Consider the following 13,295-nt stretch of genomic DNA (forward strand, 5'->3'; position numbering starts at 1 on the left):
GTTGCTTATGTTTGGTTTATCGTTATTAAAATAACGTCTATGGTGTTTTAATAAGGTCTTTAATCAACTCCACTTCTTCCTGCTTATAAGGCGTACCATCACCCCTGAAAATGTCATGGAACCACAACGGCGGCTCCGCAGTGTACGTTTTAGTCCAGCTGTCCCACGGATAGATGGTTTGGGTCTTGCCATCCACAAACCCCCAGTTAAACATAGCTACGTTATGTTTTTTTGCGATCGGCAGAAATCCGGCAAATGTGCTGCCATTCGGACGTGCCATGTACTCGGTGCATAGAATCGGTTTACCATAGCGCTGGAGCTGTTGGATACGCTTCTCGAAATCTTCCGGCGTATCGTAGTTATGAAAGCTGATGACATCCGACTGCTCGATCTGCAACCGTTCGATCGGCTTCAAGGTACTGTCTGACGACCAATTGCCCGCCCAAACGCCGGAGGTCAACGGCTGGGATGGATTCGCTGATCGAGCCCATTCGAATGCCTGCTCCAGCAAGGGCAACACATAGGATACCTTATCCTTGATTTCCACGGCTTCATAAGAGGGGCCGGTCATGTTATCCGGTTCGTTCCATACATCCCAGCCCAAAATCCGGTCGTCATCGGCAAAATGCGCAACAATGCCTTTCACATAACGTTCCAAACGGGGATATTGCGTTGAGTCTTTCAAAGCGTGCTGTCCGGGGCTTTGCACCCATCCTGAATTATGCACATGTGGTTTGGGGGCACGCTGCTTGCCTGCAACCGGGAACGGATCCCAGCATGAATCAAAAAAAACGAGCAAAGGACGGATGCCGTGCTTATCCGCCAACCGCAGAAAATGGTCGATCCGGTCGATAAACCCTGCTGAATCCTGTTCATAGGGCAGATCATGCAGGTACACCCGGGCCGTATTCATTCCGAGTTCCTTGGCCCACCCTAACTCTTTATCGATGGTTTCGGGATCGAAGGTATCCTCTTGCCACATTTCCAATTGGTTAATCGCCGTAGCGGGTGTATAGTTGGGGCCTACCAACCAACCTTGCCGGGCATACCAGGCATTCGCTTCTTCGGCTGTCCAGATACCACGTTCTGGATCACGGTTAACGTTTTCACTTTGGTTACTACAAGCTGATAGGATACAGGCAAATAATGCCGCAAAAAATAAAAATGTACTAAAAAAACGCATTGCTACGGGTCTCATCGTTGGTTATCAATTAGGCTTATTGCCTTCCTCAATGACAAAGGACGGTATTATGCTCGCTGACTTCGATACCAATTTGTTTCAATTTTTCCCTATTTTGTCTCAATGATTTTTTGGTACCTTAGCAACAACGCTAGTTGACCTAGCCCCTTCCTTATCTGAGTTCAAACGTTCTCTGTACCTACAAGTGGACCTATGTGCACCTTCTTCTCCATGGACCTAAGTTAACAGCAAAATAAGTCCCAGGTAAGTCCAGTTTTTACTTGTAAAAATTGGAGTCATATTGGACTTATATTGGACTCATCTTGGACTCATTGAGAAGGAAGTGTAGCGAAGGTACCTGGCGGGTACGGACCATGCTTACCTTGTCGTTACACGTACCGGATTGAGGAAAAAAGATTTTGGGTTGATTGATCAAATATAAAACAAATACCCCGATCTTGCAAATTTTACCGCTATCTTTGGCTGGATACCCAGGGAGGGTTCTTTTGTTGTGAGATCGCTTTTGCTGAAATACCTGTTGTTTGCGCTGGCATTCTTCAATTATGCCTACGGCCAGCCCTACTATTTCACCCACTATCAGGTAGAAAATGGCTTATCAAACAATGCCGTATTGTGCAGCGCACAGGATCAGATGGGTTTTATGTGGTTTGGTACCAAAGACGGCCTGAATCGCTTCGATGGCTACTCATTCAAAGTTTTTCACAGCGACCCCGACAATCCAAACGGACTGGGCAGTAATTTCATCCGGGCATTGTTTGTGGACAAAACCGGACGTGTCTGGGTTGGCACCGATCAGGGAATCTATATTTTCGACCCAACGTCCGAGACCTTTACGCTGTTCCACCCAACCATTACCAATGAAATACTCGGGATAAAAGGCGACCACGCAGGCAACGTTTGGTTTATCGACAACCTCACGTTGTATAAGTATGCGGTTGCTTCGGACCGTCTGACCAAGATCACCGATAATTCGCTGGACTTCATAAGTTCCCTAGGCGTATCGGAAGCGGGTGAGGTCTGGATGGGAACCGCGCAGGGCGACCTCCTCCATTACCATCCTGCCGAAGGTTTAAAAGGCCGATATACGCTATTCGATCACTCGCCTCATGTGGTTTCCCAATGGATTGAAAAAGTGTATTGCAGTGACGAGGGGTTTCTACTGATCGGCACTTCCAAACAGGGGGTAAAAGTGTTTGATACCGGTACGGGCACGTACAGCGACCTGCTAATGCATGACCCACATGGCACGGATATCTTTGTCAGGGATATTCTGGAGAATGAAAACGATGAATACTGGTTAGCAACCGAATCCGGTATTTTCATTTTTCAATATGATAGCGGGCGATGGACCAACCTCCGGAAACAACGGGGCAACCCCTGGGCGCTATCGGACAACGCAGTCTATACATTATGCAAAGATCGTGAGCACAGCATCTGGGCTGGCACGTATTTCGGCGGCGTCAATCACTACGCTTCTGCCAATACGTTCTTTGAAAAGTTTTTCCCGTTGGGTGAAGCCACGAATACCATTTCGGGCAATGCCGTCAGGGAAATCTGTGCGGATCGATACGGAAACGTATGGATTGGAACCGAAGACGCAGGACTCAATAAAATGGAGCTGTCAACCGGTCGGATTACTAACTACCAGCCTACCGGCAGCCCGCATAGCCTTGCCTACTCAAACATTCACGGACTTCTTGTCACGGGCGACACACTTTGGGTCGGTACATTTGAACATGGACTGGATTTACTGGACATCAATACCGGAAAGGTTATCCAGCATTACAACGCTGAAAATAGCGATGGATCCTTACGTAATAACTTTATATTCAATTGTTACCAAACACGGAACGGTCGAATATTGCTGGCAACGGGACAAGGCCTCTATGAATACGTAAGGCGAGGGAAATATTTCCGACTTCTGGATGGATTTCCGGAACACATTTTTTACACCACACTCTTTGAAGATAGCCAGGGAACGATCTGGGCTGGCACGTGGCGCGACGGGTTATATTATGTTAACCCGAAAACCGGTCGACGGGGCTTTTTCACCCACGATGCCCGTAAACCCAATAGCATCGGCAGTAATCGCGTGAACCGGATATTTGAAGACAGCGAAGGCACCCTCTGGATAGCCACCGAAGGCGGTTTGTGCCGCCTGCATGCCCCTGACGGCTCTTTCAAACGTTACGGCACCGCCCATGGATTACCAAGCAACCTCATACTGGCGATTCTCGAAGACGCGAATAACCGACTTTGGGTAACCACATCCAAAGGGTTGGTATGCTTTGATGCGAAAACGGAAGTAATCAAGGTGTTTACCCAAGCAAATGGCTTGCTAAGCGACCAGTTCAACTATAATTCGGCATACAAGGCTCCCGATGGAACCTTGTACTTTGGCAGTGTAAAAGGGTTGATCCGGTTTAATCCAGCAAACTATCGGGAAAGCGATTTCCAGCCGCCAGTTTACATTACTGGATTACAGGTCTATAACCGCGAATTGGAAATCAACAAAAAAAGTTCGCCTCTTCATCAATCGATCACGTTTACGGATGCCGTTGAGCTGAAATATAATCAGTCGTCGTTCAGCATCGACTTTGCCGCTTTGAGCTTTGTTTCGCCCGTGATGACGGAGTACGCCTATAAGATGGAGGGGCTGGATAAAGAATGGACGCACATCCGGACGAATCGAAGAGCCTATTTCACCAAACTGCCACCCGGTGATTATGTGTTTAGGGTGAATGTGGCGAACAGCGGCGGAAGTTTCAAAGGCAAGGAGACAAATCTTCGCATCACCATCCTGCCCCCGTTTTGGGCGAGCGCACCGGCTTATCTGCTGTATCTAATTCTGATTTTGCTGGCCACATGGTATCTGGTACGGAGTTATCACCGACGCGTCAAGGAGAAAAACAGACGGAAGTTGGAGTTGCTGCGGCATCGCAAAGAAGAAGAGCTTTACCGGGCGAAGATCGATTTTTTCACGAACGTCACCCATGAAATCCGGACACCGCTTACGCTGATTAAAGCGCCACTGGAAAAAGTAATGAAAAAGGCAGACGAACTGCCAACGGTAAAGCGGCACTTGCAAACAATGGAACGTAATACCGAACGCTTACTGGAGCTGACTGACCAGCTGCTGGATTTCAGAAAAACCGAAGTGACGGGTTATCAGTTGAACTTCGTATCCATCTCCATCAACGAGTTGCTTCGGGAAAATTGCCGCAACTTCAAACTGGTAGCCGCGCAGAAGAATATCCGGCTTAAGCTAGACCTGCCGGCTGTTCCCTGTATTGCTTTTGTGGATAAAGAAGCCGTTACCCAGATCGTCAGCAACCTGCTGATCAACGGACTCAAGTACGCCGAACGGAAGATTTACGTTTCATTGCTGGAATGGGGACCTTCGGACTCACAATTTACCATTTTGGTCAAAAACGACGGCTATCTGATTCCTCCCGAAATGCGGGAAAAGATTTTTGAAACCTTTGTCAGGTTGAAAGCAACCGACCGTCAACAAGGCTCCGGACTGGGCCTTGCACTTGCCCGCTCATTGGCCCAATTACACAAGGGTAGCCTCCAATTGGGGTTACCTGAAGACGACATGAATGTATTTGTACTGACGTTGCCTTTTAAGCAACACCCAAAAGAAAAGGAAGATGGAACCGGCACCTCAACAAACTGAACGCCCTACCTTATTGGTGGTTGATGACCACGTGGAAATTTTGGACTTTATCGCGGATGACCTGAGTGATGACTACCAGGTATTGCGTGCGGAAAATGGTTGCCAGGCGCTTGAAATGTTGGCTGATCAGCCGGTCCAGCTTGTGGTCAGTGACGTTATGATGCCCGGTCTGGATGGCTATGAACTTTGCAGACACATCAAATCCGACCTACAATACAGCCATATACCCGTGATTCTTCTGACCGCCAAAAACACACTTCAATCGAAAATCCAGGGCCTTGAACAGGGGGCAGATGCCTACATCGAAAAACCGTTCTCACCCGAACACTTACAGGCGCAGATCCACAGCCTTCTCTCCAACCGCAATAAAGTCCGAGAATACTTTGCCAGCTCACCATTGGCCCACATCCGGACCATGGCCCATTCCAAAGCCGATGAACACTTTCTGGAACGGCTAAATGAACTCATCCACGAACATATGGCCGAAACGAATTTTGATGTGGAACACCTGGCCAATAAAATGAACATGAGCCGCCCAACCCTATACCGTAAAATCAAGGCGATTTCGGACCTGACGCCCAACGACCTCATCAATGTGGCCCGCCTAAAAAAAGCGGCCGAGCTGCTCGCGGAAGGCCAGTACAAAATCTACGAGGTGTCGGACATGGTCGGATACAGTTCGCAGACGCACTTTGGCCGGAATTTCCAAAAGCAATTCGGTATGTCACCAAGCGAGTATATGGCAAAAAGTAGGAAGTGAAAATCGAACGTAAAAATGGAGAGTGGAAACGGAAAAGGGGCTTATCGCCCCTTGTCTAGCACAATCTATCGGCTATTTATTAATCAATTTCGATGTCGTACAGCTGCTGATGCCATTGGTGTAATTCCGCCTCGGGCATTTTAATCACCTTACGATCGTAGGTCATCAGTCCATTGGTTTCGATTTCCACATCGGTAGTCTGCGTATATACAGCTGCCGACAGGCCCAGCGGAATCAGACGCGCCAAATCTTTTACCAATCCTTGGTAACGACGTTTCAGTTCGTCGACATTCTTGAAGCTCTGATATCCCCAGTTGTCCTTCGCCTGCCAGGTATGGCCTTCCATAGGTAATCCAAGGCCACCGAACTCGCCAAGCACCAATATTTGCTGATCGCCGAACAGTTCGGGACGCGGCATGACCGCATCGGGATAGTTGTGGATGTCCAAAATGTGTCCCGTGGGGAAGAAGTTACCACCACTTGCGCTGTTTACCAGACGCGAAGGATCGTACCCCATGGTCCACTCGGTGATCTCCTGGGTCTTAAACTGTCCCCACGCTTCATTGAACGGCACCCAAACCACGATGCTTGGGAAATTATGCAACGCATCCATGATCGCTTTCCATTCTTTGCGATAGATAGCTTCCGATTCGGCGCTGCGGGTTTTATCGTGTTGCCGGCCTGATGTGATACCGGGCCGCATGTCCCAATGATTGCCCCCTAGGTCGCCACTAGGCATATCCTGCCATACGAGCAGCCCTAGTTGGTCACAATGGTGGTACCAACGGGCGGGCTCTACTTTTATGTGCTTGCGGATCATATTGAAACCCATGGCTTTGGTCTTTTCAACATCGAAACGCAAGGCTTCATCGGTCGGCGCGGTATATAGTCCATCCGGCCACCACCCTTGATCAAGTGGTCCATACTGGAATACGAATTCATTATTCAGTAACATGCGTTGGATGCCATTTGCATCTTTTTCCATGGAGATCTTTCTCATCGCAAAATAAGAAGACGCCTCATCCACCACTTTTCCTTTGCGCAACACCGCTACCTTGAGGTCGTAAAGAAACGGATTGGCGGGCGACCATAATTCGGCATTGTTGATGTTCAATGACACCTCGCCGCCCACGGCTACGGTTTCCTCAGCAACTTTTTCCTGGTCTTTCCAAGCGGAAATCCGCAATTGGTCGCCTTCTTTTGCCCCTTCCACGGTAGCTTGAACGGCTAATTTGCCTTGATCGATATCAGGCGTATGCTTGGTTGCTGTAATATGGGTTTCGGGCACGCCCTCCAACCATACCGTCTGCCAGATACCGGTCACAGGCGTATACCAGATACCGTGCGGCCGAACCACCTGTTTGCCATTGGGCTGGGGGCCCTCATCGGTGGGATCCCAAACCCCAACTACCAGCTCCTGCTCGGATCCTTTTGCCAGGTAAGGAGTGATATCAACTGAAAACGGATCGTAACCGCCTTCATGTGAACCGGCCTTTTTGCCATTTACATAGATGTCACATTGCCAATCGACAGCACCAAAGTGCAGAAGCACCCGCTGCTTACGTAACTTCTTGTCGATGACGATGGTCCTGCGATACCACAGGGAACTATCTTTACCTACGGTGCGTCCGACGCCGGAAAGCGCAGATTCTACCGCAAACGGCACCAAAAGCTGTCCCTCATACCGGGCTGGAATCGCGCCTAATTTACCGGGCACGATCGTATAGTCCCACAAACCGTTGAGGTTTTGCCAATTTTCCCGTACCAACTGGGGGCGTGGGTATTCAGAAAGTGGATTGGCGGGATCGATCTGGGTTGCCCATGCCGATTGAATCCGATCTCCCTTAGGTTGCCATGTCTGCGATGGCTGACCGACAAGTTGCCCGATCTGCAGTAGACACAGGCCTCCGAGTACCAAGATGTGTTTCGTTTTTTTTATTACTTCCATACGGTTTACTATTTATAAGATTGTATCTGAGTTTATCTATTGGCTCCAGCGGACGAAAATAGAGACAAAACCCAGCTTTTTTGTCTCAATGTTTCTACAAATCGTCTTATCCATATTCCGACCTGTTCAATCACCAGAATGTCAATTTATTAAAATAACGTTAATTTCTCTGTTTTTTGTAACAATTTCAACAAAAATTCGCTATATTCAGCCCACTTTTAATTATTTTTGTGCCAAGTGATCGCATAATTATATGTCAACGAAGGTAACAAGGGAAATATACGCTAAATTATTTTTTGCAATCTTTTTTGCAAAAATGTTTATTTCTACGGTACCTATTTTTATTCATAAGTTTGACCGAGACACGTTGCTGCAAGTAGTACTGCAGCTGGAAATCGAAAATAATAACGGTAAATCAGGCCTCGGGGACCAGGTCAAGGACATTTTCGCCAAAGGGTATCCCAAGATGTCGTTTTACTTTGGTCTGCAACCGCCTACTCATCTGACAACGAACGCAAATTTTATCGCTGATGACGCACGGCACATCCGTGCGTTTTATCCAAGCGTACCGACCCCCCCTCCAAACTGCTAGTACAGATTTCTGTTTATTATCTTGTTGAGGCATCGTTACGATTGCCCTCCTGATCAGCTTATATGCTCTACCGGTCAATGATCGGCCATGAGCAGTAGGCTTCGAGTCTGCGGAACCTAAATTTAGGTTTCTTAGGCTGTGAAATCATGTATATAGTTTATTAATATTTATCCATATGTTTGGTACACGCACATCCGCGTTTTTGAAACTGTCAAAGCGGGATTTGAAATATGATTTTCCGGCAAGTATTGTCGTCTTCCTGGTCGCTTTGCCCTTATGTTTGGGCATCGCGCTAGCCTCGGGCGCACCCTTATTTGCTGGTTTATTGACAGGAATTATCGGAGGCATAGTCGTCGCGTCTTTTAGTGGCTCGCAACTTAGTGTGAGCGGCCCCGCTGCCGGCCTTACGGTGATCGTCTTAGGCGCCATTGAGCAATTAGGTGCTTTTGAAACATTTTTATTAGCGGTGTTGCTAGCGGGAATGATCCAGGTAGTGCTGGGCATTATCAGGGCAGGAATGATTGGCAACTATTTTCCTTCGTCGGTCATCCTCGGCATGCTCGCTGCGATCGGCATTATCATTATACTCAAGCAATTGCCCCACGCCGTGGGGTACGACTCGAGTTTCTTCGGAGAGGAAAGTTTTATCCAACTTAATAGCGAAAACACATTTTCGGCATTACAAAAAGCCTTTGGAGCCATAAATTACGGCGCTACTATTATCTGTATCCTTTCGTTAGCTATTTTGATCTTGTGGCCGAAATTCAAAAAGTTAAGCATCGTTCCCGCACCTTTGGTCGTGGTAATCCTGGGTGTATTGTTAAGTCTGTCCTTTGCGGGCACGAGCTTTGAATTGGCTGAGAATCACCTAGTGGTTATCCCCGTGGTCAACTCATTTAACGAATTTCTGGGCCTATTTACCTTTCCTGACTTTACCCAGATCGTAAATAAAGAGGTTTGGATCGTAGCGATTACCATCGCCATCATTGCGAGTTTGGAAACACTGCTTAGCCTGGAAGCCGTTGATAAAATAGACCCCTTCAAACGGGTTTCTCCGACCAATCGGGAACTATTCGCACAGGGAATCGGAAATATGAGTTCCGGTTTGTTGGGCGGACTACCACTGACGGCGGTGATTGTCCGGTCTTCAGCCAACGTGAATTCCGGCGGACGCACTCGACAAAGCGCGATATTGCACGGTATCTGGCTATTGCTGGCGGTGATTACTATCCCGTCAATCATCAACCTGATCCCCCTTTCCTGTTTGGCGGCAATTTTGTTGCACACGGGCTATAAGCTGGCAAAACCCTCGTCGTTCAAACAAATGTGGCACAAGGGCCTCGATCAGTTCGTGCCATTTGTTGTAACCATCCTTGCCGTGGTGTTCACGGACCTGCTTACCGGTGTCGGTGTGGGTCTACTGGTTGCGATGTTCTATATCCTAAGGAACAATCTTTCCAATGCATTTGAATATGATGTGGAAGAAAATGAGGACGGAGCGAAAATAACTTTTACCTTAGCAGAAGAAGTGACATTCCTCAACAAAGCAGCGATACAAAAAGCGCTTTATGGACTTCCAAGACGCATCAATGAAATCATTATTGATGGTTCACAGAGCCGCTTTATTGACAAGGATGTTATCGAAGTCATCAAAGATTTTGAACAAAATGCGGTAAGTAAAGGAAAAACGATCGAACTGGTGGGTATCGTGAATAAGAAGAACGTGCCTAACATCAAGCGTTTTACGCAGGCAATCCTGAAAAATGATTCCCTGAAACGGAAAGCGACGATCAAAAAAACAACGGAGACCATTTAATTACTTTAAACGAAATATCAACATGTATAAAAAACAATTAGAGAACCCAGTTTTAAAAGCGAGTTTCGAAAAAATATTAGCCGGTAACGACGTTTGGGTTAAAGAAGTAAAAGAAGACACGACAGGCAAACTCCAACAATTGGCGAAAGGCCAAAGTCCGGAGTTATTGTGGATCGGTTGCGCCGACAGCCGGGTTCCCGCCAACCAAATCACGAATACCCAGCCGGGTGAAGTATTCGTTCATCGCAACATTGCGAACATGTGTGTCCATTCGGACATGAATATGCTCAGCGTGCTTGACTACGCTGTCAACGTATTAAAAGTAAAGCACATTATCGTAGCGGGCCACTACGGCTGTGGGGGTGTCGCGGCAGCGCTCAGCCGTAAACAATTCGGCATCATTGACAACTGGCTCTGCCATATCAAGGATGTATACCGATTCCACAGCGACGAAATCGATGCCATTGAAGATGAGGAACAAAAGGTAAGCCGCCTGGTCGAACTCAATGTTGCCGAGCAGGTATTCAACCTGTGTACCACGTCAATTGTGCAAAACGCCTGGAAGGAACGAGATGACCTGGCGGTGCATGGGATGGTTATTGATATTGCCACCGGCAAATTGATCGACCTGGATATCACGTTTACGGACAGCGTAGGCTTGGGCAAAGTGTTTGCGTATAAATAACGGGAAAGATCAATCATAAAAAAGACGGGGCCATCAACCCCGTCTTTTTTTTGCATACTCTTTTTTCTTCGCAGACCAACACGTTTGTTTGTCGCATAACGAAGTCGTTCCGAATAAACCTATTCCTGCTCCATAAAAGGATACCGATAATCCGTTGGCGGATCGAACGTCTCCTTGATGGTCCGTGGCGACACCCACCTTAGCAGGTTGATCATCGATCCGGCTTTATCGTTCGTACCCGAACCTCTCGCACCGCCAAAAGGCTGCTGTCCAACAACGGCACCGGTACACTTATCGTTGACGTAGAAGTTACCCGCGGAATGACGCAGGACATGCGTTGCCTCACTGATTGCATAGCGGTCGCGGGCTATTACCGCGCCGGTTAATGCATAGATGGAAGTGCTATCAATAACCTGCAGGATTTCTTCCCATTTTTCGTCTTCATAAACGTATACGGTAAGCACCGGCCCAAACAGTTCCTCACACATCGTCACATAGTCAGGCCGTTGCGCACGGATCACCGTCGGATGGATATAATAACCTTCGCTTTTATCGTAGGTCCCCCCTACGAGGATCTCCGCATCGGGATCCTGTTTTGCTGCATCGATATATTTTGCGAGCTTATCGAACGACTTCTCGTCGATGACCGCATTAATGAAATTGCTGAAATCATCTACGGGACCGATTTTGAACGATGCGACATCCTTCACAATCAGTCCTTTCAATTCCGGCCACAACGATTCCGGAATATAAACCCGGGACGCTGCAGAGCATTTCTGCCCCTGGTATTCGAAGGCACCCCGAACGATGGCAGTGGCTGCCACTTTCACATCCGCCGAACGGTGCACCACGATGAAGTCCTTGCCCCCCGTTTCTCCGACAATCCGCGGGTAACTCCGGTAGCGGTGGATGTTTTCTCCAATGGTTTTCCATATCTGCTGGAACACGGCCGTCGATCCGGTAAAGTGAATTCCCGCAAAATCGCGGTGTTTGAAAATCACTTCGCCAGCCTCCGGTCCATCAACATAAATCAGGTTAATCACCCCGTCGGGAATACCTGCCTCGCGGAATACTTCCATCAGCACATGGGCGGAATACACCTGTGTATCGGCCGGTTTCCATACTACCACGTTTCCCATCAATGCCGCCGAAGTGGGCAAGTTGCCAGCGATCGCTGTAAAATTGAACGGCGTCAGGGCAAACACGAACCCTTCCAGCGGGCGCTGCTCTACCCGGTTCCAGCTGCCCCGCGGCGAAACCGGTGGCTGCTGTGCGTAGATTTCACTCATGTACCTGACGTTGAACCGGAGAAAATCCACGATCTCACAAGCCGAATCAATCTCTGCCTGAAACGCATTTTTTGACTGGCCGAGCATAGTTGCCGCATTCAACTTATAACGATACGGACCTGCAATCAGGTCGGCCGCTCTCAGAAAGATTGCTGCCCGTTCCTCCCAGGCCAGTCCTTCCCAGGCGGACTTTGCACGAAGTGCAGCATCGATCGCGGCCTGCACATGGCTTTTATCGCCGTAATGGTAATGCCCCAATAACTGTTTATGTGCGTGTGGTGGATGAATCGCCATCTTCCGCTCGGTGCGGACTTCTTTGCCTCCGATATACATCGGAATATCCACTTGTTCAGCTAGGGCTGTCCGCAGGGCTTGTTGCAATAGCTTGCGTTCCCTGCTCCCCACGGCATACGAGAGTACCGGCTCGTTTACCGGATCCGGCACTTTAAAAAATCCTTTTAACATGTTATCATTCATTTGTGTGACGCAACAAAGCTACCAAAACCGGCTAGACTGTGCAATTAATTTGTCTCCCTAGCTGTGACGGCATTGTAATCTTTGACGATGGTATGAAGGAATTTTAGTTCATCCATCCCCTCGGGAATTGCCACATTCAGCAGGTTTTTAAGCTTATCTGCCAATTGGTAAATCAGGAGGCTGTTCCCTGATTTCGCATAGTTAAGCAACACTTCATGCACCAAGGCAATGTCCCGGTCGCTTAACAAATCGACGTTTTGAAACTGAGGTTGATAATTTTCGGCTGACGGTTTGAATGCGACTGCGGACAATCCCGTCCGTGGCGTAGTTTTAATGAGGGTCGTATTGGCGACAATATCGCCGATACGCTGCTTATTAGCGGTTACCGCCACCGATATCAGTGCACCGAGGCCGCTGGTAAGTAAGAAATCAACAATCCGAAAGGTCCACCTCAGGAGGTATTGGCCCAGGCTGGGCTGGGCGCCGTCCAAGCTGATGACCTTGATTTTCATGGCTCGCTTGCCGACACTTTGCCCATTGAAAAAGAGTTCACAGACCAAGTCGTAGAATACGTACAGCGCTCCATAAATAACCAAGAGCACGATAAAACCGACCTCACCCACACCCGCTCCCGCCAGCATGCCCGCGAAAATGAGTCCTAAAAAATAAAGCAGAATAAATATCCCCATATCAATGAGCCGAGCGGCAATGCGTTCGCCAAGCCCCGCAACATCGTACTCGATATCGATATTTTGTGTAGTGCCGACCTTGATTGTGTTCATTTGAACAAATATAACGGATGTGATACAACATTGACCGATGTTTGCTATTTTTATTGCCAACCATTG

The 13,295-nt window shown here is 48.2% G+C and carries 8 protein-coding genes; 4 read left to right on the top strand and 4 right to left on the bottom strand.

What is annotated here, in order from left to right:
- Positions 1-37 precede the first annotated feature (37 nt).
- On the bottom strand, positions 38-1,198 hold the full coding sequence (locus tag ACFQRK_RS17420; RefSeq protein ID WP_379008984.1) for a cellulase family glycosylhydrolase: 1,161 nt from the start codon (positions 1,196-1,198) through the stop codon (positions 38-40).
- A 493-nt stretch (positions 1,199-1,691) separates the two neighbouring features.
- Here ACFQRK_RS17420 and ACFQRK_RS17425 point away from each other — a divergent pair, with 493 nt between their 5' ends.
- Positions 1,692-4,880, top strand: coding sequence for a two-component regulator propeller domain-containing protein (locus tag ACFQRK_RS17425; protein ID WP_379008987.1), 3,189 nt, complete (start codon positions 1,692-1,694; stop codon positions 4,878-4,880).
- Positions 4,855-5,640, top strand: a complete 786-nt coding sequence (locus ACFQRK_RS17430) for a response regulator (RefSeq protein ID WP_379008988.1) — start codon at positions 4,855-4,857, stop codon at positions 5,638-5,640. Before ACFQRK_RS17425 ends, ACFQRK_RS17430 begins: the two co-directional genes overlap by 26 nt.
- A gap of 79 nt (positions 5,641-5,719) precedes the next feature.
- On the opposite strand, the gene ACFQRK_RS17435 is transcribed toward ACFQRK_RS17430, so the two are convergent.
- The gene (locus ACFQRK_RS17435) at positions 5,720-7,588 is read right to left on the bottom strand and encodes a glycoside hydrolase family 2 protein (protein WP_379008989.1); all 1,869 of its coding nucleotides are present in this window, start codon (positions 7,586-7,588) and stop codon (positions 5,720-5,722) included.
- A 767-nt stretch (positions 7,589-8,355) separates the two neighbouring features.
- On the opposite strand from ACFQRK_RS17435, the gene ACFQRK_RS17440 reads away from it, so the two are divergent.
- Positions 8,356-9,996, top strand: a complete 1,641-nt coding sequence (locus ACFQRK_RS17440; protein ID WP_379008990.1) for a SulP family inorganic anion transporter — start codon at positions 8,356-8,358, stop codon at positions 9,994-9,996.
- A gap of 22 nt (positions 9,997-10,018) precedes the next feature.
- The gene (locus ACFQRK_RS17445; RefSeq protein WP_379008992.1) at positions 10,019-10,681 is read left to right on the top strand and encodes a carbonic anhydrase; all 663 of its coding nucleotides are present in this window, start codon (positions 10,019-10,021) and stop codon (positions 10,679-10,681) included.
- Between the two features lie 119 nt (positions 10,682-10,800).
- Here the strand turns inward: ACFQRK_RS17445 and pruA are convergent, their stop codons facing one another.
- Positions 10,801-12,435, bottom strand: coding sequence for an L-glutamate gamma-semialdehyde dehydrogenase (pruA, locus tag ACFQRK_RS17450; RefSeq protein ID WP_379008995.1), 1,635 nt, complete (start codon positions 12,433-12,435; stop codon positions 10,801-10,803).
- A 56-nt stretch (positions 12,436-12,491) separates the two neighbouring features.
- Positions 12,492-13,229, bottom strand: coding sequence for an RDD family protein (locus ACFQRK_RS17455; RefSeq protein ID WP_379008998.1), 738 nt, complete (start codon positions 13,227-13,229; stop codon positions 12,492-12,494).
- Positions 13,230-13,295: the final 66 nt, after the last annotated feature.

The sequence above is a fragment of the Parapedobacter sp. GCM10030251 genome (assembly GCF_042666505.1).
Classification (GTDB): domain Bacteria; phylum Bacteroidota; class Bacteroidia; order Sphingobacteriales; family Sphingobacteriaceae; genus Parapedobacter.

Coding starts and splice junctions, on each gene's coding strand:
- ACFQRK_RS17440 (WP_379008990.1), top strand. CDS start 8,356: ATGTTTGGTACACGCACATCCGCGTTTTTGAAACTGTCAAAGCGGGAT.
- ACFQRK_RS17430 (WP_379008988.1), top strand. CDS start 4,855: ATGGAACCGGCACCTCAACAAACTGAACGCCCTACCTTATTGGTGGTT.
- ACFQRK_RS17435 (WP_379008989.1), bottom strand. CDS start 7,588: ATGGAAGTAATAAAAAAAACGAAACACATCTTGGTACTCGGAGGCCTG.
- ACFQRK_RS17445 (WP_379008992.1), top strand. CDS start 10,019: ATGTATAAAAAACAATTAGAGAACCCAGTTTTAAAAGCGAGTTTCGAA.
- pruA (WP_379008995.1), bottom strand. CDS start 12,435: ATGTTAAAAGGATTTTTTAAAGTGCCGGATCCGGTAAACGAGCCGGTA.
- ACFQRK_RS17420 (WP_379008984.1), bottom strand. CDS start 1,198: ATGAGACCCGTAGCAATGCGTTTTTTTAGTACATTTTTATTTTTTGCG.
- ACFQRK_RS17455 (WP_379008998.1), bottom strand. CDS start 13,229: ATGAACACAATCAAGGTCGGCACTACACAAAATATCGATATCGAGTAC.